19 protein-coding genes and 1 pseudogene are annotated in these 19,507 nt (G+C 68.6%); 7 read left to right on the plus strand and 13 right to left on the minus strand.

Translation table 11 applies throughout. The features are described 5' to 3' along the window. Positions 1-23 precede the first annotated feature (23 nt). Together AR539_RS02705 and AR539_RS02710 are read left to right on the plus strand one after the other, a co-directional pair. Complete coding sequence (locus AR539_RS02705) at positions 24-1,277, plus strand: aminopeptidase P family protein (protein WP_066432323.1); 1,254 nt, start codon at positions 24-26, stop codon at positions 1,275-1,277. Between the two features lie 89 nt (positions 1,278-1,366). Further along, positions 1,367-2,200, plus strand: a complete 834-nt coding sequence (locus AR539_RS02710; RefSeq protein ID WP_066432326.1) for an IclR family transcriptional regulator — start codon at positions 1,367-1,369, stop codon at positions 2,198-2,200. Positions 2,201-2,204: 4 nt separating this feature from the next. Here the strand turns inward: AR539_RS02710 and AR539_RS02715 are convergent, their stop codons facing one another. After that, positions 2,205-3,797, minus strand: coding sequence for a PucR family transcriptional regulator (locus tag AR539_RS02715; protein WP_066432327.1), 1,593 nt, complete (start codon positions 3,795-3,797; stop codon positions 2,205-2,207). Between the two features lie 124 nt (positions 3,798-3,921). Here AR539_RS02715 and AR539_RS02720 point away from each other — a divergent pair, with 124 nt between their 5' ends. Continuing rightward, a complete protein-coding gene (locus AR539_RS02720; protein ID WP_231728465.1) occupies positions 3,922-5,436 on the plus strand; it encodes a purine-cytosine permease family protein in 1,515 nt (504 codons plus the stop codon). 86 nt (positions 5,437-5,522) lie between these two features. After that, the gene (locus AR539_RS02725) at positions 5,523-6,332 is read left to right on the plus strand and encodes a creatininase (RefSeq protein ID WP_066432329.1); all 810 of its coding nucleotides are present in this window, start codon (positions 5,523-5,525) and stop codon (positions 6,330-6,332) included. Positions 6,333-6,462: 130 nt separating this feature from the next. Here AR539_RS02725 and AR539_RS02730 read toward each other — a convergent pair whose 3' ends face one another. From AR539_RS02730 to AR539_RS02760, 7 genes and pseudogenes are all read right to left on the minus strand, one after another. Continuing rightward, positions 6,463-7,278 (minus strand): CPBP family intramembrane glutamic endopeptidase, encoded by an 816-nt coding sequence (locus tag AR539_RS02730; RefSeq protein WP_066432330.1) that lies wholly within the window; start codon positions 7,276-7,278, stop codon positions 6,463-6,465. Positions 7,279-7,394: 116 nt separating this feature from the next. Further along, positions 7,395-7,628 (minus strand): DUF6480 family protein, encoded by a 234-nt coding sequence (locus tag AR539_RS02735; protein ID WP_066432332.1) that lies wholly within the window; start codon positions 7,626-7,628, stop codon positions 7,395-7,397. Positions 7,629-7,663: 35 nt separating this feature from the next. Beyond that, positions 7,664-8,839, minus strand: coding sequence for a zinc-dependent alcohol dehydrogenase (locus tag AR539_RS02740; RefSeq protein WP_066432334.1), 1,176 nt, complete (start codon positions 8,837-8,839; stop codon positions 7,664-7,666). A gap of 190 nt (positions 8,840-9,029) precedes the next feature. Continuing rightward, positions 9,030-9,477, minus strand: a pseudogene (locus AR539_RS02745) (hypothetical protein). Next, the gene (locus AR539_RS02750; protein WP_066432338.1) at positions 9,477-10,301 is read right to left on the minus strand and encodes a fumarylacetoacetate hydrolase family protein; all 825 of its coding nucleotides are present in this window, start codon (positions 10,299-10,301) and stop codon (positions 9,477-9,479) included. Before AR539_RS02750 ends, AR539_RS02745 begins: the two are co-directional and overlap by 1 nt. Continuing rightward, positions 10,301-11,431 (minus strand): cupin domain-containing protein, encoded by a 1,131-nt coding sequence (locus AR539_RS02755; RefSeq protein ID WP_066432340.1) that lies wholly within the window; start codon positions 11,429-11,431, stop codon positions 10,301-10,303. The genes AR539_RS02750 and AR539_RS02755 overlap by 1 nt, the downstream gene beginning before the upstream one ends. 108 nt (positions 11,432-11,539) lie before the next feature. Further along, positions 11,540-12,361, minus strand: a complete 822-nt coding sequence (locus AR539_RS02760; RefSeq protein ID WP_066432342.1) for an IclR family transcriptional regulator — start codon at positions 12,359-12,361, stop codon at positions 11,540-11,542. A gap of 49 nt (positions 12,362-12,410) precedes the next feature. Here AR539_RS02760 and AR539_RS02765 point away from each other — a divergent pair, with 49 nt between their 5' ends. Both AR539_RS02765 and AR539_RS02770 read left to right on the plus strand, forming a co-directional pair. Continuing rightward, positions 12,411-13,745, plus strand: a complete 1,335-nt coding sequence (locus tag AR539_RS02765) for an MFS transporter (RefSeq protein ID WP_066432344.1) — start codon at positions 12,411-12,413, stop codon at positions 13,743-13,745. After that, positions 13,738-15,009 (plus strand): FAD-dependent oxidoreductase, encoded by a 1,272-nt coding sequence (locus AR539_RS02770; protein ID WP_066432348.1) that lies wholly within the window; start codon positions 13,738-13,740, stop codon positions 15,007-15,009. Before AR539_RS02765 ends, AR539_RS02770 begins: the two co-directional genes overlap by 8 nt. Positions 15,010-15,114: 105 nt before the next feature. Here the strand turns inward: AR539_RS02770 and nagA are convergent, their stop codons facing one another. Together nagA and AR539_RS02780 are read right to left on the minus strand one after the other, a co-directional pair. Further along, a complete protein-coding gene (gene nagA, locus AR539_RS02775) occupies positions 15,115-16,359 on the minus strand; it encodes an N-acetylglucosamine-6-phosphate deacetylase (protein ID WP_066432350.1) in 1,245 nt (414 codons plus the stop codon). An 11-nt stretch (positions 16,360-16,370) separates the two neighbouring features. Beyond that, positions 16,371-16,730 carry a hypothetical protein gene (locus AR539_RS02780; protein ID WP_066432355.1) on the minus strand — a complete coding sequence of 120 codons (360 nt, stop codon included), beginning with the start codon at positions 16,728-16,730 and terminating at the stop codon, positions 16,371-16,373. 138 nt (positions 16,731-16,868) lie between these two features. Between AR539_RS02780 and AR539_RS02785 the strand changes: the two genes are divergently transcribed. Continuing rightward, positions 16,869-17,171, plus strand: a complete 303-nt coding sequence (locus AR539_RS02785; RefSeq protein ID WP_231728466.1) for an antibiotic biosynthesis monooxygenase — start codon at positions 16,869-16,871, stop codon at positions 17,169-17,171. A gap of 78 nt (positions 17,172-17,249) precedes the next feature. Here AR539_RS02785 and AR539_RS02790 read toward each other — a convergent pair whose 3' ends face one another. From AR539_RS02790 to AR539_RS02800, 3 genes are all read right to left on the minus strand, one after another. Beyond that, entirely contained in the window at positions 17,250-17,795 is a 546-nt protein-coding gene (locus AR539_RS02790; RefSeq protein ID WP_066432357.1) for a hypothetical protein, read from the minus strand. A gap of 330 nt (positions 17,796-18,125) precedes the next feature. Continuing rightward, complete coding sequence (locus AR539_RS02795; RefSeq protein ID WP_066432360.1) at positions 18,126-18,776, minus strand: hypothetical protein; 651 nt, start codon at positions 18,774-18,776, stop codon at positions 18,126-18,128. A 61-nt stretch (positions 18,777-18,837) separates the two neighbouring features. Beyond that, positions 18,838-19,482, minus strand: coding sequence for a hypothetical protein (locus AR539_RS02800; RefSeq protein ID WP_231728467.1), 645 nt, complete (start codon positions 19,480-19,482; stop codon positions 18,838-18,840). Positions 19,483-19,507 lie beyond the last annotated feature (25 nt).

Here is a 19,507-nt window from a genome sequence, read left to right on the forward strand (position 1 = left end):
CACTAGAGAAAGGCATCGCCACGATGACCATCACCACCGACAACGCTTCGTCCATCGCCGAACTGGAGCGCCTCAAGGTTCTGAACAACGGCTCAAAGGTGAGCCTCACGTTCTCCGATACCGAGTTCGAGCGCCGCCTGGCCGGCCTGCGCCGCATCATGGCAGAGAAGGACCTGGACGCCGTCGTCCTGACCAGCTACCACTCCATCAAGTACTACTCCGACTTCCTGTTCACCTACTTCGGCCGCTCCTACGCCATGGTGGTCACCAAGGACGACACCGTGACCGTCACGGCCAACATCGACGCCGGCATGCCGTGGCGGCGGAGCTACGGCGACAACCTGGTCTACACGGACTGGCGCCGCGACAACTACATCTTTGCCATCCAGGAAGTCCTGCGCACCCGCGGCATCAACCCACGCCGCCTCGGCGTCGAGGACGACTCGCTGCCGCTGGACAACCGCAACAAGATCCAGGCGGCCTTCGCGTCGGCCACCCTGGTGGACGTGGCCCAGGCGGCCATGCGCCAGCGGATGATCAAGTCGGCGGAAGAGATCGAGGTCATCAAGCACGGCGCCCGCATCGGCGACCTGGGTGGCGAGGCCATCCGCAACGCCATCACCGCGGGGATCACCGAATACGAGGTTGCGCTGATCGGCACCGAGGCCATGGTCCACGAGATCGCCCGGACCTTCCCGGACTCGGAAATCCGGGACACTTGGGTCTGGTTCCAGTCCGGTATCAACACCGACGGCGCGCACAACTGGGCGACCACACGCAAGATCCAGGAACACGACATCCTGTCCCTGAACTGCTTCCCCATGACCTCCGGCTACTACACCGCCCTGGAACGCACGCTGTTCTACGGCGAGCCCGACGCCCGCTCCCTGGAGCTGTGGAACATCAACGTCGAAGTCCACAAGCGCGGCCTGGAACTCATCAAGCCGGGTGCGGTCTGCAAGGACATCGCCGCTGAACTGAACGAGATCTACGTGGGTCACGGGCTGCTGGCGAACCGGACCTTCGGCTACGGGCACTCCTTCGGCGTCCTGAGCCACTACTACGGCCGCGAGGCCGGCCTGGAGCTCCGCGAGGACATCGATACCGTGCTGGAACCCGGCATGGTGGTCTCCATGGAACCGATGATCACCGTCCTGGACGGCCAGCCGGGCGCCGGCGGCTACCGCGAGCACGACATCCTGGTGGTGGGCGAGGACGGCGCGGAGAACATCACCAAGTTCCCGTTCGGCCCGGAGTACAACATCATCGGCGCCTAGTTTCCTCCCTGGCGTCAACGAACACCCGGAAGCGGCGCCATCCCGTGGCGCCGCTTCTGGCTCTCCCTTAGGGAATGATAGGTAACACCATGACTGCAACAGAACCCGAGACCACAGGCAACGGCGACAGCAAGGGCGCTTCCGTCATCGTCAACGCGATCGCGGTCCTGCGCACTTTCACAGCGGACGAGCCCCTGCTCGGTGTCACCGAGATCGCCAACCGGGTAGGGCTGCACAAGAGCACGGTCTCGAGGATCCTTGCCACCTTCGAGCAGGAGCACCTGGTGGAGCGGGACGCTGAAACGCGGCGGTTCCGGCTTGGGCTGGGACTGATAGCCGTTGCCGGGCCGCTCCTCGCCGAGCTTGAGGAACGCCGGGTTGCCTATCCCGTACTGCGCGAGCTGTCGGAACAGACCGGCGAGACAAGCGCCCTCATGGTGTGGAGCGGTGATGAATCCATTTGCGTGGAGCAGATCGCCAGCCACCACCAGATCAAGCACACCACCCCGCTGGGGGCCCGGTACAACGACGCCCTCAGCGCCTCCGTTCAGGTCTTCCTGGCCCGCGAACCCGAACCCCGGGTCCGCTCCCTCCTCACCAGCGGTGCCATCAGCTGCCCGGGACTGGACGACTCCAGCCTTGACGCTTACCTGGTACGGCTGAAGGACGACATCCGGCGCGGCTGGGCCGTCAACTACGGGGAAACCTCCCTTGATGAGGTTGGCCTGGCAGCTCCCGTCTTTGACCACCGGGGCGAGGTGGTGGCCGCCGTCCTGATCCCGGCTCCCCGGTTCCGGGTGTCCCAGGACAGGCTGCAGGCGTTGGGGGAGGCCTGCGCCGCGGCCGCAGCGAAGGTCACCGCCCGGCTGGGCGGACGCCCGCCCGCAGCCCCCGGGCCCGGCCTGCGCCAAGGGGCCGGCTGACCCGTCAGGCCAGCCGGGCCAGCCGCGTGGCCAGATGCAGTGCCGCCAGCCGGCCGGAATCCCGGGGGTCGCCGCCGCACAGCTCGAAGATCCGCCGGAGACGCTGGTGCATCGACTGCCGCTCCACATGAAGCTCACGGGCTGCGTGGGCGGTGTTGCATCCGCAGTCCAGCCAGGTTGCCAGGGTTTCAAGCAGCCGGGAATTCCGCTGGGCATCCTGGTCCAGGAGTGCGCCCAGCTGCTGCCGCACGAAGTTCCGGCGCTGGTACGGGTCCAGCGCCTGTACGGTGAGGCGCTCGACGGCGAAAGCCTCGGCGTCGATGACGGTGCGGTGCCGACCCCCGCTTACGGCTCCCTGCTGCGGGGAAGACGCCAATTCCAGCGTGAGCTTGGCTTCTGACAGCGACCAGGGGGCATCCGAAATTCCGGACACCAGGGGACCTGCGGCCGCGAGTGTTCCGGCCATGGCCGGAAGCTCCAACAGGCCCGCAAGGAGCTCCTGCCGGCTTCCTTCCGTAGCGTCGCCGGGCAGGCTGGCCACCGCCAGAAGCTCCGCGTTGTCAACGTACGTGGCGTGGGACTGCGCCGCCCGGGACAGGTGTTGCTCCAGTGCCGTCCGCAGCTGCTGGGAGATATCCGAGCGCACCACCACAGCCACCAGCGGGGACGCAGCCGGGATGCCGGCCGCTGACGCCAACTGCTGCAGCCGCCACGGCTGGCTGCCCGAATCGATCGCGCGCATCAGCGCGGCTCCGGCAACCTCCCGCAATCCCGGGGACATCCGCTGCAGCATGGCCAGGGCCAGGATGTCCACCGAGCGCTTCCCTGCCGTCCGGGCAAGGTTTTCGTCCTCGTCCGCCGGAACGCGGAGCACCAGCTGCGCCGCGAGGATGCCGCGCACCGGCACGTCGATATGGATCAGGCGCACATGGTCGTCCGGCGCTTCCGGGGATGCGGGCTCGTCCCCGGCCGCAGTGCCGGCGGCATCAGTGCCAGCCGCGTTCGCGGATGGGTCGCCGGTCTCCGCGTGCCCCGGCGTCGCGCTGGCCAGGGGAGCGCCGGTAAGGGACGCCAGGGTCACCTCGCTGCCGGTGATGCCAGCCAGGACGGCCAGGATCCGGTCCAGGCTGCCGCCGTGGGCCAGTTCCACGGCCATCGCGTGGCTGGCCTCATCCGCCCGGCGCAACTGCGAGACCGACTCGCTGACCAGCGAGGAGTTGATGGCCTGCATCACGCTGACGAACGGCACCACTTTCCGCAGCTCGATCAGCGGAAGGCCGGCGTCCTCGGCGGCCGCCACCATTGAGGACGGCAGGGAGGGGAGGGCCGCGCCGGTCTCGATGGCCAGGGCCGCCACCCCCCGCTCGGCCAGCTGGCGGATGTAGGTGACCCGCCGTTCCTCCGAGGCCAGGGCCAGGGCCTCCCCGCCTGTCAGCAGCAGCTCCCCGCCGTCGAGCAGCGGGGCGATGTCCAGGATCTCGCTGGAGTGGATCCAGCGGAGCTGCGTCCGGGCGGCGCTGCCTGCCGCGGCCCGGACCACCGGATCGGCGACCGCCAGGGTGGGATGGTCCAGGACATCCTGAAGACGTATTGACATGACACTCCGTCGCGTGAAGCAAATATTAACTAGACACATCATATATAGGCGGATGTGGCATATGCCACATAATCTGGAAGGACCCCACTCACTCACGGAGGCTCCAATGCGTGAAGAACCCCCTATGATTTTGGCTAGCCACTCTCCTGCCACCGACAATGACGTCGAGGCCTGGCTCCAGCCCATCCCTGAATCCCAGCGAACCCACAAAGTGTCCGGCCAGTTCTGGATCTGGGCCGGCGCCAACCTTGCCCCGATCAACTGGGTGCTCGGCGCCCTCGGCATCCATCTTGGCCTCGGCTTCGCCGACACCGTCACGGTCCTGGTTTTGGGGAACCTGATCGGGATGCTGCTCTTCGGCTGCTTCGTCCTGCTGGGCCAGAAGACAGGCGCCACCGGCATGGTCCTCGCCCGGGCCGCCTTCGGCCGGCGCGGCAACTACCTTCCCGCCGCCATCCAGGCCCTGCTGGTCATCGGCTGGTGCGCCGTCAACACCTGGATCATCCTGGACCTGGTGATGGCCCTCTTCGGCACCCTCGGCTGGGTTGACCCGACGGCCCAGAACTACGCCTGGAAGATCGGCGTCGCCACGGCCATCATGGCCGCGCAGGTCGCCATCGCCTGGTTCGGCTACAAGGCCATCGCGGCCTTCGAAAAGTGGACCGTGCCGCCCACCATCATCATTCTCGCGGTGATGTCCGCCGTCGCCTGGTTCGGCATGAAGATCAACTGGTCCTACGCCGGACCGGCCGGCAACATCCTCGAAGGCTCGGAGCGCATCGCCGCGATGAGCGCCGTCATGACCGCCATCGGCATCGGCTGGGGCATCACCTGGTTCACCTACGCCGCCGACTACTCCCGCTTCGTCAGCACCGAAGTGCCCAAGCGCAAGGTTTACCTGGCCTCGGTCCTGGGCCAGTTCATCCCCGTCGTCTGGCTCGGCATCCTGGGCGCAAGCCTGGCTACCAACAGCGGCGAGATCGACCCCGGCAAGCTGATCGTCCAGAACTTCGGTGTCCTGGCGCTGCCGGTACTCCTGATGGTCCTGCACGGCCCCATCGCCACCAACATCCTGAACATCTACACCTTCTCGGTCGCGACGCAGGCCCTCGACATCACCATCAGCCGCCGCAAGCTCAACCTGTTCGTCGGCGTCTTCTCGCTGGCCGCCGTCATCTTCTTCATCTTCCAGGAGGACTTCGCCGCAGTCCTGGACGCGTGGCTGATCGGGCTCGTCGCCTGGGTGGCTGCGTGGGGCGGCGTCATGCTGGTGCACTACTTCTGGATTGAAAAGCGCTGGCCCGGAGACCCTGCCCGGCTCTTCGACGCCGTCGGCACCAAACGCCTCCCGGGGGTCAACCCGGCCGGCATCGCTTCGCTGCTGATCGGCATCTTCTCCACCTGGCTGTTTATGTACGGCCTGGTGCCGGCAATGCAGGGCCCGGTAGCCGTTGCACTCGGCGGATGGGACCTGTCCTGGCTGGCCGGCGGCCTGTCCAGCGCCACGGCCTACGCCCTGATGGGGCCGCACTTCCACCGGAAGTTCATCCTGGCGCCCGGCACCGTTGCCACCACGGTGGCAGCCGAACCGCGGATCAGCGACCTTCCCGTCACCACCACCGCCCCGGCCGGGCTCTAGCCCCGACACGCAACACCATCACCGCCGGGCCCGGTGGCGGCCGACGCCGCCACCGGGCCCGCAACTCAACGAGGAGCACCACCAGCATGGACCGATCAGTATTTCTGGAAGACCTGGACGCCTTTGCCTACCGCGACGCAGTGGCATCCGGGGAGGCAATCGTCCTCATTCCCGTCGGGTCGCTGGAGCAGCACGGCCCCCACCTTCCCCTGGGAACGGACACCGTCCTGGCCTCCCACTTCGCGGAGGGTGTGGCCCGGCGGCTGGGCGCACTGGTTGCCCAGCCCATCGCCTACGGCTACAAGTCGCAGCAGAAGTCCGGCGGCGGCAACCACCTCCCGGGGACGGTCAGCCTCGACGGCGCCGCCCTCATCGGGGTCGCGCGCAACCTGGTGAAGTCCTTCCTCAGCCAGGGCGTCCGGCACGTGGTCTTCATCAACGGCCACTTCGAGAACTACCAGTTCCTGTACGAGGGAATCGACCTGGCGCTGGGCGAGCTCGGAATCGAGCCCGGGGCAGGGCAGAGCGTGCTCCTGCTGTCGTACTGGGACTTTGTCAGCCAGGACACCCTGGCGCAGGTCTACCCGGGCGGCTTCCCGGGCTGGGACATCGAGCACGGCGGGGTGCTGGAAACCTCGCTGATGCTCCACCTCGAACCGGCCCGGGTCGGCATGGACCGCCTGGTGGACGGGCCTGCCGCGGTGCTGCCGCGGTTCGACCGGCTGCCGGTGGTGCCGGAGCGGACACCCGCCACCGGCTGCCTGTCCTCGGCCGCGGGTTCCAGCGCCGCCAAGGGCGGTCTGCTGTACGGGCAGGTGGTCGAGGACCTGGCCGCCGACCTCGCGGACGAACTGGTCCGCCAACCCGCGCCCGCGCCCCAGGCTGTTGCGGTGTAGGGCACTACCTACAGAGCGAAAGCAGCGCTCCTGCCCAGTTACTTCGGCACGGCGGGGACCGACACCGGCGTGTCCCCGCCGCCCGGCCCGTTTCGGCCCGGTAACTGGTCAGGAGCGGTCGCTGGCAGCTTCAGTACAGGAACACCGGCAGCCAGTCGCGGTTGTGGGCGTGCACCAGCGCCAGGAACAACACGAAATCGAAGGTCAGGTGCACGGCGACCACGTAGCTCAGGGACTTGGTGAGCTTGAAGGTATAGCCCTGCAGCAGCGCGAACGGGAACGTCAGCAGCGGACCCCACGCCTGGTAGCCGATCTCCCACAGGAATGACGAGAAGACCACGGCCTGCAGGATGTTGGCCTGCCAGTCCGGGAAGTGCTGCCGCAGCAGCGTGAACATGGTGCAGATGAAGAACAGCTCGTCCCAGATGCCCACGGCATTCACGCCGAGGAAGAGCCGCGAGAAAATGGTCGGGTCGGAGGCGTCCGGCCAGTTCTGGTACACCCCGGTGCGGATCAGGTACGCGGGCAGAATGAAGTAGCCCAGCAGGACGACGCCGGCCAGGTAGAGTTTCGCGGCCAGCGGCCATTTACGGCCGGTGTTCACCGGAAACCGGATGATCCTCTCGCCGTACGCGTACCGCGACACCACCCACGGCACCAGCACGGCCAGGGCGAGGGCGCTGCCCATGAGGACCATGTGCTGGAGGCTCAGGTCGGCGTGCAGCGGGACCAGGCTGATGATCACCATGCCGGCCGCGAGCAGCGCCAGGTGCCGCAGCAGCCCGCGGTCAATCAGGGCCGCCGTAACCAGGCCCGCGGCCAGCACCCCGTAGCCGAGGTCATTCTCGACGCCGAACAGCAGCACCCCGGAGACTGACACCAGCGACGCGGGCAGCAGCTTCCAGCTGAGCGCGGTGCGCGGAGTTTCCGTCGAGGTCGATTGCACCCCACCAGCATGTCAGGGACGACGGCGGCACGCACCGTCTGCAGGAAACCGCAGGTGCGTGCCGCCGTCGTACGTCCCGGTCCCGGCTGGCTGGCGCCGGCCGGAGGAGGGGCCTGCTACTCCTCGTGCCCCTGGTCGCGGCTCATCTGGTCCTCCGCGGGCGGGGTTTCTCCGGGAGGAACCCCGCCGCCGGGCTCCAGCCCGGTGATCTTCCCGTCCAGCGGGTCAGGGTTGGCCGAGGCTGCGGGATCGGCCGCCCCTGCCCCGGACGGGTCCTGCTGCGCCGCGCGGCCGGCCGGCGTGGGCCGGTCCGGATTGGCGGGGTCATTTTCCGGGTGGTAGGTGCTCATGATTCTGCCTTTCTCAGTGCGGGCGCGGTCTTGCGCTAGGGCTTCAGGACGACTTTGATGCAGCCGTCTTCCTTCTTCTGGAAGATCTCGTAGGCGGCTGCGGCGCCGTCTAGGGACACCTCATGGGTCTTCAGGTCCATCACGCCGAGCGGATCTGCAGGGTCCTCCACGAGCGGCAGCAGATCGTCCGTCCAGCGGCGGACGTTGCACTGGCCCATCCGGAACTGGATCTGCTTGTCGAACATGGTCATCAGCGGCATCGGGCTGGCAGTGCCGCCGTAGACGCCGCTCAGCGAGACCGTCCCGCCTCGGCGCACGGAATCGATGGCGGTATGCAGGACCGACATCCTGTCCACGCCGGCCGTCTCCATGGCCTTCTTGGCCAGCGCGTCGGGCAGGAGCCCCACCGCGTTCTGCGCGAACGCGCCGACCGGGGAGTTGTGCGCCTCCATACCGACGGCGTCCACCACCGCATCAGGGCCCCTGCCCTCGGTCAGGTCGCGCAGATGCTCCGCGACGTCCTTGGTGAAGTCGATGGTCTCCACGCCGTGGCGCTCGGCCATGCTCCGGCGCTCCGCAACCGGCTCCACAGCGATCACCCGGTGGCCCAGGTGGCGGCCGATCCGGCTGGCGAACTGCCCCACCGGCCCCAAACCGAAGACGGCCAGTGTCCCGCCGGCCGGGACGTCGGCGTACTTAACGCCCTGCCAGGCGGTGGGAAGGATGTCGGAGAGATAGAGGTACCGCTCGTCGGGCAGTTCCTGGCCCACCTTGATCGGCCCGTAGTCCGCGTGGGGCACCCGCAGGAGTTCCGCCTGGCCGCCCGGGACTGACCCGTACAGCTCGGAGAATCCGAACAGGCTGGCCCCGGTGTTGTGGGAGTGGACCTGCGTGGTCTCGCACTGGGACTGCAGCCCCCGCTTGCACATCCAGCAATGGCCGCAGGAGATGTTGAAGGGGATGACCACCCGGTCGCCCGGCTGGAGGTTCGTGACCCCGGGCCCCACCTCCTGGACAATGCCCATGGGCTCGTGGCCCAAAATGTCGCCGGCCTTCATGTACGGCCCGAGGACCTCGTACAGGTGGAGGTCGGAGCCGCAGATCGCCGAAGACGTGATCCTGACAATGGCGTCCGTCGGTTCCTGGATGACCGGATCCGGAACTTCTTCCACCCGGACTGACCGCTTTCCCTGCCACGTAAGTGCCCTCATGCCTGCTCCTTCAGTCGTCATTCAAATTGATAAGTATGCTGACCAATTCGATTATTGCCTGTTCTCGCCTCGATGGAAAGGCAGCCCGGCGGAATGCCCCCGGCACGGAACACGGAAAAGCCCCCTCGGTGAGGGGGCTTTTCCGCGGGGATCATGGGGTGCTTGCGTGGTGCCTACGGGGTGTGGCGGCTCAGATCCACTTCGGTGCGGCCGGAACCGTACCGCCGGCGGCGCCGGGCCCGGTGGCCGTGACGCCGGAGCTGCCGCGGCCTGCGGCCCACTCGACGACGCCGGCCAGCGGTCCGGAAACCACGGTGAGGGAGTCCGACGCCGTGTCCCCGAGTGTCAGGCCACGGTCTGTAACGCTGACGATCAGGTCCTTGTCTGTGCCGCGGGTTTTCCAGGCGCCGGTGATGTCCGCCAGGAGCCGTTCCAGGACGGGGCCCGGGATGTCCCGGAACGCTGCGCCGTTGGCCAGGTCCACGGCGGCGGGTCCAGCCCGGCAGCAGCGAGTCGCCGTCGAGCTCCGCGTCGGACAGCTCATTGAGCTTGCGGGCGAAGAACGCCGTGCCCCGGCGCGCCTGCAGCAGGGCCGCAAGCAGCTCCGGGTCCGTCGTCTGGTCGTGGCGGGCAACCATCAGGCTTCCTTGACCACGCGGTTCTTCAGCTGTCCCAGGCCCTCGATGCTGGTGACCAGGATCTGGCCTTCCTGCAGGTAGCGCTTGGGGTCCTGGGCGTGGCCCACACCGCCGGGGGTGCCGGTGGCGATCACATCGCCCGGGTTCAGCGTGATGATGGTGGAGATGTAGGAGACCAGGAACTCGGGGGTGAAGACGACGTCGTTCGTGGGCGTCTGCTGCTGGATCTCGCCGTCCACCGCGGTGGTCATGAGGCCGCCGCTGAACTCGTCCTTGGTGACCAGGGCCGGGCCGAACGGGGTGGACTTCTCCCAGGTCTTGCCCTGCAGCCACTGGACGGTGCGGAACTGGTAGTCGCGCATGGACACGTCGTTGAGCACGGCGTAGCCGGCGATGTGGTCCGCGGCGTCGGCTTCGCTGATCCGGCGGCCCTTCTTGCCGATCACGACGGCGAGCTCGGACTCCCAGTCCACCGTGTCCGATTCCTGCGGCAGGGCGAGGTCGTCATTCGGGCCGATCAGGGATTCCTGGTACTTGGCGAACAGGGTGGGGAACTCGGGGACTTCCCGGCCCATTTCCTTGATGTGATTGCGGTAGTTGTGGCCCACGCAGATGATCTTCCCGGGGGAGGGGACCACGGCGTCGAGGTCCGCGCCCTCGAGCGGGTGGGTGGCGCCGGCCGCGTTCTGGGCGGTCGCTTCCCAGCCTTCGGAGCGGAGCAGCGCCCCGACGTCGGCGAATCCGTCGATCTCGGTCAGGGTGTCGCCGTCCTGGCGCACTGCCTGGGTGGTGCCGGCTGCGGTGCGGAGGGTAAGGAGTCTCATTACTTGGTGCGTCCTTCGATGTAGGTGCGGTTGAAGTTCAGCCGTTCGAAAATGGGGGCGTCGCTGAAGCGGAAAAGGTCGAACCCGCTCTCCGCCTGCAGTGACCAGGCGGCCCACGACGGGACGACGAAGAGGTCGCCCTTCGCCAGCTTCCGGGTTTCGCCGTTGAGGACCACGGAGCCGGAGCCCTCAAAGACCTGCCAGACGCTGGAGCCGACCTCGCGGACGGCTTCGGTGGAAGCTCCGGCGCGGAGCCGGTGGAATTCGGCCCGGATGGTCGGCATCACGTCGCCGCCGGTGGTGGGGTTGGAGAACCGGACGGCGGCGTGGCCCTGGGACACGGTGGCCGGGTGGCCCTCGTCCTCGAGCAGCAGCTGCTCCCGCAGGGCCCGGTCGGTGTACTCCCAGCGGTACGCCGCGATGGGGGAGCTGGTGGTGTCGTCCAGGCCGGAGAGCGGGCGCAGGCCCGGGTGGGCCCAGAGCCGCTCGGACCGGGAGATGTCCGGGGTGGCCTCGTCGGTGACGCGTTCGGTGCCGAACTCGAAGAAGCCGGCGTCGGCGTAGTGCACGAACGGGATGTCCAGGCCGTCAATCCAGGCCATCGGCTCATCGGTGTCGTTGTGGTGGCCGTGGAAGTTCCAGCCCGGGGTGAGCAGGAAGTCCCCGCGGGACATCCGGACCGGATCCCCGTTCACGACGGTCCAGACACCCTCGCCCTCGACCACAAAGCGGAAGGCGTTCTGGGAGTGGCGGTGCTCGGGGGCGGTCTCGCGGGCCCCCAGGTACTGGATTGCCGCCCACAGTGTGGGGGTGGCGTACGGGGTGTTCCCCAGGCCGGGGTTGGCCAGGGCGATTGCGCGGCGCTCGCCGCCCCGGCCCACCGGGACCAGATCGCCGGCACGGGCGGCCAGAGGGTACAGGTCGCTCCACCGCCAGACGTGCGGCACGGCTTTGGGGGACGGGACCATGGGCATCAGGTCCGCGATCTCGGTCCAGAGGGGAATCAGGTTCTCCCGGTCAAAGTCCCGGTACAGCTCCTCCAGCTGGGCAGCCTCTTCCGGCGTCGGCTCCGGAGCTACGTGCCCCGCAGCCACTGATTCATGGGTCGTGTTCTCGGCGCTGATGGACACGGGGGCCTCCTCGGCAGGTCAGAAGTGGTGGTTGGCGTACTTCGACTCTACGGACGCGCCAGTGTGACCCCCAACATATTCTGCTGGTCAGAATTGGCGGGCGCGCTGTCAGTCCGGGTCGGCCGGGTTGGCGGCGATGTCGATCTCCAGCTGCCGGCAGGTTTCCCGCAGGGCGGGGACCAGGCCGGCGTCGAACACCTTGCGGAAGCGGGTGGCGGGCGTGGACACGCTGAGTGCGCCCACCACCTGGCCGTGGCGGTTGTGCAGGGCAATCCCGAGCGCGCTCACGCCGTCCTCGGTGCCTTCGAAGTTGGCGGCGAAGCGGTTGCTGCGGATTGACTCCAGTTCACGCAGGAACGCCGGGTACTCCTCCGCCGGAATCGTGTCCCCGCCGATCTCCGCATTGTTGCTGCGGAAGAGCTGGTCGATCATCTGGGGTTCCAGTTCGGCGAGCATGGCCTTGCCCCCGGAGGTTTTGTTGGCGGGCATCACCGTTCCCTGCCGGTCACCCACGCGCAACACGTTGTTTCCCTCCACCGAGGACAGGAAGCGGACCTTCGTCCCCACCCGCACCATGAGGTTGACGGTCTCGTTCAGCTGCGCGGAGAGCAGCTCCATGTGCGGCTGGGCGAGCGAGCGGAGCAACCGCGTCCAGCTGAGCCCGGCCGGCCCGACGCCCATGGCCGGCCCGGGCACGTAGCGGCGCGTTTCGTCCTGCACGGCAAAGCCCCGGTAGACCAGCATCGCCAGGAGGCGGTGGGCTGTGGACGGGGCCACGCCCAGCTCATCCGCGGCGTCCTTGAGCCGCAGCGCCCCGCCGTCGCGGAGTAACTGCAAGAGCTGCAGCGCGTTGTCCACGGCCTCGATGGAATACGTCGGCCGCTTCTGGACAGGCTTCCGGGCCGAAGCGGACGCGGGCTTGTTCTGCACATCAGAATTCTATTGTGGTTCACTTGGCGCGGCTAGGACAGTTAGTGGCATGAATCACACACCTTCCGCTGCAGCGCCGCACCGGTCCGAACCGGGGGCAGCCACCCCCGCGGCCGCTGACGGGCCTGCATCCAAATTCTCCAAAGGCTCGGCAGCCGCCGTGCTGGTCTGCTGGCTGTTGGTGGTCTTCGACGGCTACGACCTCATCGTCTACGGCACAGTCCAGTCCTCCCTCATCACCGAGACCGGCTGGGGCCTGAACAAGGCCACCGCAGGAACCGTCGGATCCATGGCCTTCGTCGGCATGATGATCGGCGCCATCTTCGCCGGCCGGATGGCCGACTCGTGGGGCCGCCGCCGCACCATCCTGGGCTGCGCCGTCGTCTTTTCGGTGTTCACCGTCCTGTGCGCCTTCGCTCCCAGCGCCGCCGTCTTCGGCGTCCTGCGGCTCCTCGCCGGCATCGGCCTGGGCGGCTTGGTGCCGTCGGCGAATGCCCTCGTGGCCGAGCTTGTCCCCACGAAGTGGCGGTCCACCATCGCCACCCTGATGATGTCCGGTGTGCCGATCGGCGGGTCCATTGCCGCCCTGGTCGGCATCCAATTGATCCCCGCCTTCGGCTGGGAGTCCATGTTCCTCGTGGCCGGCCTGGCCCTGGTGATCGTGGTGCCGCTGGGCCTCAAGTACCTCCCGGAGACGCTGGCCCCCGCCGGTGCCGCCGGCTCGGCGCCCGGCAGGGGGCAGCAGCTCAAGGAGCCGGCCGGGTTCTCCTCCCTGCTCCGCGCACCGTACCTCGGCGCCAGCATGCTGTTCGCCCTGGCGACCATCGCCACGCTCTTCGCCTGGTACGGGCTGGGCACCTGGCTGCCCAACCTGATGCAGCTGGCCGGCTACAACCTGGGGTCCGCCCTGACCTTCGCCCTCGCCCTGAACCTCGGCGCCGTGGCCGGGTCGGTCCTCACGGCCTGGGCCGGGACCCGGTTCGGTCCCATGCCCACGGCCATCGCCGCGGCCGCCGTCGCAGCCGGGGCCCTGGTGGTCCTGGTCACGGGCCCGCCGGTCGCCGTCGTGTATTTCATGCTGGTCCTCGCCGGCGTCGGAACGCACGGCACGCAGTGCCTCATCATCGCCGCCGTCGCGAGCCACTATCCGGGCCACCTGCGCGGCACCGCGCTGGGCTGGGCGCTGGGGACGGGCCGCATCGGCGCCGTCGCCGCACCCCAGGTGGGCGGCCTGCTGCTGGCCGCCGGGCTCGGCGTCAATTCCAACTTCCTCGCCTTCGCCGGGGCAGCCGCGATCGCCGCGGTCCTGCTGGCCGCCGTCTGGCTCAAACTCAAGTCCAAGTCCTCAATCTCACCCTCGTCAACAGGAGCAAGCAATGTCTGAGCACGTCCAGTCCACCGGAGCGGAATCCACCGATGTCCTCGTCATCGGAGGGGGCATGGCCGGGCTGGCCGGGGCCCTTGCGCTGCGTGAGAACGGCGCCAACGTCACCCTCGTCGAACGCGCCCCCGAATTCGGCGAGGTGGGCGCCGGCCTGCAGATGGCCCCCAACGCCTCCCGCGTCCTGAAGCGCTGGGGCCTGCTGGAAAAGGCCCTTGAGATCGGGGTCCAGCCGAAGCACCTGGTCTTCCGCGACGCCATCACCGGCGAGGAGCTCACCCGCCAGAGCCTGGGCGGGGAATTCGAGGAACGCTACGGCGCACCCTACGTCGTTATCCACCGCAGCGACCTGCACCGGGTCCTGCTCGAAGGCTGCGAGGCGGCCGGCGTCACGCTGGTCAACGACGTCATGGTCGAAAGCGTGGAAACCGTCAACGGCCGGGGCGTGGCGCACACCGCCGCCGGCGTGGACTATGAGGCCGACGTCGTGATCGGCGCCGACGGCCTCCGGTCCACCCTGCGTCCGCTGGTGACCAACGACGAGCCCGTCTCCTCCGCCTACGTCGCCTACCGCGGCACCGTCCCGATCACCGCGGACACGCCCAAGGCCGACCTCGAGGACGTCATTGTCTACCTCGGCCCGGACTGCCACCTGGTGCAGTACCCGCTGCGCAAGGGCAAGCTGCTGAACACCGTGGCCGTCTTCAAGTCCCCCTCTTTTGAGCGCGGCGAAGAGCAGTACGGCGGCGTGGACGAGCTGGAGGCGGCGTACAAGGACTGCGTCCCGGCCGTCCAGGAAGCCCTCAAGAACCTGGCCACCGGCATCCGCTGGCCCATGTACGACCGCGACCCGATCGAAAACTGGGTTGCCGGGCGCATGGTGCTGATGGGCGACGCCGCCCACCCGATGCTCCAGTACCTCGCCCAGGGCGCCTGCCAGGCGCTGGAGGACGCCGCCGTGCTCCAGGACGCCACGGTGGGGACCGTCTTCACCGACGACGGCATCAACCCGGACGCCTGGGACGGTGCCATCAAGGACTTCAACAGCATCCGCGCCGGCCGCACCGCGCGGGTCCAGCGCACCGCCCGCGTCTGGGGCGAGTCCTGGCACGTCTCCGGCCTGGCCCGGACGCTGCGCAACCTGCTCTTCAAGAGCCGCAACGACAACGATTTCCGCTACAACGACTGGCTGTACGGCCAGGACGGCGACGGCGTCCCGGCAGTCCGCGAGGCCCGTCCCGCCCTGGCGGACCGGGTTCCCGCCTGATCTGAGCCAGCCACCACAACGCGGGGTCACTCCGCGCCCATCCCGAGGCCCGGGACGGGCGTGGAGTGACCCCGCGTTGCTTCGTTGAGGGCCCCGGCGGCCGGTTCAGGCGGGGACGGGCTCAGCCGGGCCGGGCAGGATGCGGCCGTTGCGCAGCACCGTCACCAGCTCGAAGTCCGGGCCCACGGCAACGACGTCGGCGCGCATCCCGGCCCGGACACTTCCGATTTCTGCTTCCTGGCCCAGGACCCTGGCCGGAACCAGCGTTGCCGCCAGGACCGCATCGGCTGGGGCTACGCCGGCGGCCACCGTGGTCCGGACCACCTCCAGCAGGGTGGCCGTGCCGCCGGCGAGGGCGCCGTTGCTGCCCAGGGTGGCCACTCCGTCGTCCACCACCACCTCCGACGAGCCCAAGGTGTAGTCGCCGTCGGGAAGCCCGGCGGCCGCCATGGAGTCCGAGACCAGCGCGATGTTCCCGGCTCCGGCCAGGTCAAACACCATCCGGACCGTTTCCGAGTCGAGGTGGACGCCGTCGCCGATGAGTTCGACTACGGCGGTGCCTGCTGCCGCCAGCCGCAGGCAGGCCGCGGCCGGCCCGGGTTCCCGGTGGTGCAGCGGCGGCATGCCGTTAAACAGGTGCGTCACCGTTGGGCGGGCGTGCGGCCCGAAGCCCTGCCCGGCGCCGATGAGCTCCGCGGCCTCCGCCAGCGAGGCCGCAGCCCTGCGCGCATCCGCGGCGGTGTGGCCCAGCGAGGGCGTGACGCCGTGCTGCGTGAGCATCCGGAGCAGCTCGGGGGTGCCCGGCAGTTCCGGGGCGTAGGTCATGGTCCGCAGCGCACCGCCGGCGGACTCCAGCAGGTCCTGCAGCAGTTCCGGATCGGGGTCGCGGAGCCAGCGCGGGTCCTGCGCGCCGCAGCGGGCGCGGGAGAGGAAGGGGCCCTCGGCGTGGATTCCCGCGATGAGTCCCTCGGCGGCCAGGGTCCGGAGGACGCCGAGTGCCCGCAGCAGCTCAGCGGCCGGGGCGGTGACGAGGCTGGCCAGCAGCGTGGTGGTCCCGTTGCGGTGCAGAAAGTCCACCGCCTGCCGGCAGGCCCGGGCGTCTCCGGTCGGGAAACCGCCGCCGGCCGCGCCGTGGCAGTGGAGGTCCACCAGGCCGGGCAGCAGCGAGCTGCCGGGCGGCAGGGGGATCTCCTGCGCGCCGGGGAACTGCGCCGCGTCATAGCCGCCGGCGGGCCCGGCATAGGCGATCCGGCCGCCGGTCACCGCCACGGCGGCGTCCGCGGTGCGGGCGCCGTCGGTGAGGAGGGCGCCGCGCAGGATGTACGCGGGCGAATCGCTGGGGTCGGGCATCGGGAGTGTCCTCAGGCCATCAGCGTGAGCACGGCGATCCGGTACCCCTCGGCTGACTCGATGAGCTGGTAGCAGAAGCGCTCGGGCTGCCGGGCGGCGTAGGACCAGGTGACGTCGGCCCAGACGGTGCCCGGCGCCTCGCCCATGATGACGACCTGCCGGCCGACGTCGTCCACTCCGGCGTACTGGCTGAAGGCGGAAGTGAAGAACTCCTCGGTCTGGCGGGAGTCGCTGACAGGGATCGAGGTGCCGGGGAACAGGATGAGCGACGGCACCGCGTACATGCCGGCGATCGCCCGGGCATCGCGGGCCAGCAATGCAGCGGCGTAGTCATTGAAGAACTCTTCTACCTTGGCATTGGTCACAGTCATGGCCCCAGACTACAAACCCTGCCGTTCCCGCGCACCGGGCTGGAAATCCGGCGGGGACGATTGGCCCTACCGGCCGGCGGGAGGCCGGGCCGATAATCGGCCGTATCCACCCCTGTTCAAACTATGGAGGCGATTGTCGTGTCGGTTTATACGCTGGGAATCTGGCTGGTGCATCCGGGCCGCGAGAACGACTTCGTGCAGGCCTGGCGGGATCTGGCCCGCAAGACCCAGGAAGACTTCCCGCATACGCAGGCCGTGCTGATGCACGACCGCGACGTCCGGAACCGGTTCATCAGCACCGGCCCGTGGGAGTCCCTGGAGCAGGTCGAACAGTGGCGGGCCTCCGAGACGTACCGGCACGGCCTCGAGGTGATGAAAGAGATGCTGGAGCATTTTGAGCCGCACACCCTGGACGAGGCCGCCGACGTCGGCAGGGACTAAGCGCTGCTGACCGGCTGGCCAACCGAGTCGCCTGCCGCCCATTCTGGCCTCTGACTGGCGACGGCGGTGCCGGTCGGATCAGCCGCGGGGCCGCGGCTTGGCGGGGAACAGCGGGCGGCAGTCGGTGCAGACGCCGACGTCGGAATCCGGCGATCCGTCGCGGCCCAGTGTCACTTTGCGTTCCAGCTCAAGGCGGCCGTGCAGGACCCACGCCATCACGGCTAGGGACAGCACCCCGACGGCGGCTTGGAGGGACGGAGGGGCGTCCCGTGCCGAGGTCGCCCACACGGCGCCAAACAGGCCCAGCGTGGGCCAGCGCAGATCGCAGAGCGTGGCGGCCGCGCCGATCGGGGCGTTTACGTAGCTGCCTGCAAGGAATCCGGCGAGGACCGATGCCGCAGCCACCAAGCCGTAGCCCGGCCAGCCGGTGCCTGCGCCGGCAACCATGCCGTTGGCAGCCATCAGGAAGGAGGCGGCGAGGCCGGCCGCGGCCATGGTTACGGCCATGCGGGCCCGGGACCAGCGGCGAAGCACCTGCGGGAGTTGCCGCAGGCGGTCAAGGTGCGAGGGTCCATCGGCTGTGCCCGGGCCGGTGTCCTGCCGGGCTTTGCTTGTGACTGTCAAGGCTGTTCCTGGTCCGGTCTCAAAACTTGGTGGTTTCGGTGGATGTCGATCCTTGGGCTGCAGGTGCGGAGCTTGCAGCCGTGATTCTAAATATACCCTATGGGGTATTATTTCTGGTATCAGGTGCGGCATCCGCGGCACCCCGGGCGTTGGGAGTTCATATGTGCGCTGCAGTTCGTTGTAATCGTTGTGGAAAGATCACCTGGGCCGGCTGCGGCGAGCACGTCGATTCGGTCTTGGCAGACGTGCCCCAGGATCAGCGCTGCACCTGCGACGACTAATCGGCGCAGTAACCCCTCCGGGCTTTATGGGGGAAGCCCGCAGTGACCTCTAAAGTGGTCCGAATTCCCGGGAGCCCACGGGATCCGTCCACACCGGTGACATCGCCTCAAGGGCGCTGCGGAGCTCCGCGTCCGCCAGGATCGCCGCACGGAAGTCCTTGCGGGCGTGCTGCATAAAGTAGGCCGGAAGGGCGAAAATGCTGGTGGTCGCCACCAGGAAGAGGGCATACATGGCCACGACGGCGGCCATTCCTCCCGCCCCGGCCTCGAGGCTGATCGCCGCCGGGAGCAACAGCACTCCCAGCACCGCGGACAGGAACAGCGTGAGCCCGATGCCTGAGCTCAGCTTCCCTGGGGCCCGCGACGCCATGGCCGGCCGCACGCTGGGCACGCGGTGTTTCACCCGCCGCCGCAGCAGCACGCCGGTGCCGACGAGGACCATTCCCGCAATGAGCAGGCCCAAGAGGACCCCCACGGCGGCCGGGCTGGCGAGCAGCGTCAGTGCTGCCCCGCCGAGGCAGGCAGCCCCGACGCCAAGGCACGCGGCCGCGAGGCCCCGGACCTGGCCGAAGTTCCAGGCCATCTCGCGCAGGGCGCTCGGCGCCAGGGCCTGCGCCGACGGCTGGATCTCTTGGGAAATCCAGTAGCTGAGCGGAAACTGCCGGGGGGCGGACGGGCGGGCGTGCGGCTGGGTTGTCATTCCGGCTGGGCTTTCTGGTGTGCGATCGGGCAGGCCTTCCGCGGACGGGTCCGCGGCAGAATCAGAACGTGAGGGCGGACTCGAAGCGGCGGAACGCATCGGCGGCGTCGATCGCCTCGGCTTTATCCGCTCCGTCGTCGCCGGTGGCGAGGGTCCAGGACTGGTCCGCCTCCACCTTGAGGTGTGCGGTCAGCGGAGGCCCGGACAGCCGGTGGTGCTTGATCATGGCCGCGGCAGGGTAGCCCTCGGCTCCGGTTTCAAGGTAGTGCCGGGCAATCTGCAGCCCGAGCTGGAGCATTCCGGCGCCGGGGTCCACCGGCTGGACCTCGTGGACGCCGTACCGGTTGAGGTTGAGCAGGAGCGCGCCGTCCTTGGACCCGGCGGTGAACAGGACGTGGTCCGTCTGCGGGGTGACCAGGGCGAGTTCAAGCCACTCGTCGGCCGTGGAGACCACAGCGGCCACGATGGCGCCCTTGTCCACGGGCACGATGTCATCGCCGGAGACTTCCGCCAGTCCGCGGACCAGCAGGGTGGTGATGCCGGCCTGTTCCAGCAGCTCGTTGTCCGCAACAGGGGAGAGGCGGAACACTGTCCGGGTGGTTTCTGCCGACGGCGTCGGGTTTACGGCAAGAAGGGCCAGGAGTTCGTGATCCGTCAGGCGGAGCGGGGTCTCGTCGTTCATTTCTTCCTCACGTTGTGTGCTCATCATTCCTAAGCCCGGCATGGAGCCG

It is taken from the genome of Arthrobacter sp. EPSL27 (genome assembly GCF_001512305.1).
In the GTDB taxonomy this organism is placed as follows: Bacteria; Actinomycetota; Actinomycetes; order Actinomycetales; family Micrococcaceae; genus Arthrobacter.

Excerpts from the sequence above, each read along its gene's own strand:
- AR539_RS02705 (WP_066432323.1), top strand. The coding sequence starts at position 24 with ATGACCATCACCACCGACAACGCTTCGTCCATCGCCGAACTGGAGCGC.
- AR539_RS02710 (WP_066432326.1), top strand. The coding sequence starts at position 1,367 with ATGACTGCAACAGAACCCGAGACCACAGGCAACGGCGACAGCAAGGGC.
- AR539_RS02715 (WP_066432327.1), bottom strand. The coding sequence starts at position 3,797 with ATGTCAATACGTCTTCAGGATGTCCTGGACCATCCCACCCTGGCGGTC.
- AR539_RS02720 (WP_231728465.1), top strand. The coding sequence starts at position 3,922 with ATGATTTTGGCTAGCCACTCTCCTGCCACCGACAATGACGTCGAGGCC.
- AR539_RS02725 (WP_066432329.1), top strand. The coding sequence starts at position 5,523 with ATGGACCGATCAGTATTTCTGGAAGACCTGGACGCCTTTGCCTACCGC.
- AR539_RS02735 (WP_066432332.1), bottom strand. The coding sequence starts at position 7,628 with ATGAGCACCTACCACCCGGAAAATGACCCCGCCAATCCGGACCGGCCC.
- AR539_RS02740 (WP_066432334.1), bottom strand. The coding sequence starts at position 8,839 with ATGAGGGCACTTACGTGGCAGGGAAAGCGGTCAGTCCGGGTGGAAGAA.
- AR539_RS02750 (WP_066432338.1), bottom strand. The coding sequence starts at position 10,301 with ATGAGACTCCTTACCCTCCGCACCGCAGCCGGCACCACCCAGGCAGTG.
- AR539_RS02765 (WP_066432344.1), top strand. The coding sequence starts at position 12,411 with ATGAATCACACACCTTCCGCTGCAGCGCCGCACCGGTCCGAACCGGGG.
- AR539_RS02770 (WP_066432348.1), top strand. The coding sequence starts at position 13,738 with ATGTCTGAGCACGTCCAGTCCACCGGAGCGGAATCCACCGATGTCCTC.
- nagA (WP_066432350.1), bottom strand. The coding sequence starts at position 16,359 with ATGCCCGACCCCAGCGATTCGCCCGCGTACATCCTGCGCGGCGCCCTC.
- AR539_RS02780 (WP_066432355.1), bottom strand. The coding sequence starts at position 16,730 with ATGACTGTGACCAATGCCAAGGTAGAAGAGTTCTTCAATGACTACGCC.
- AR539_RS02795 (WP_066432360.1), bottom strand. The coding sequence starts at position 18,776 with ATGACAACCCAGCCGCACGCCCGCCCGTCCGCCCCCCGGCAGTTTCCG.
- AR539_RS02800 (WP_231728467.1), bottom strand. The coding sequence starts at position 19,482 with ATGAGCACACAACGTGAGGAAGAAATGAACGACGAGACCCCGCTCCGC.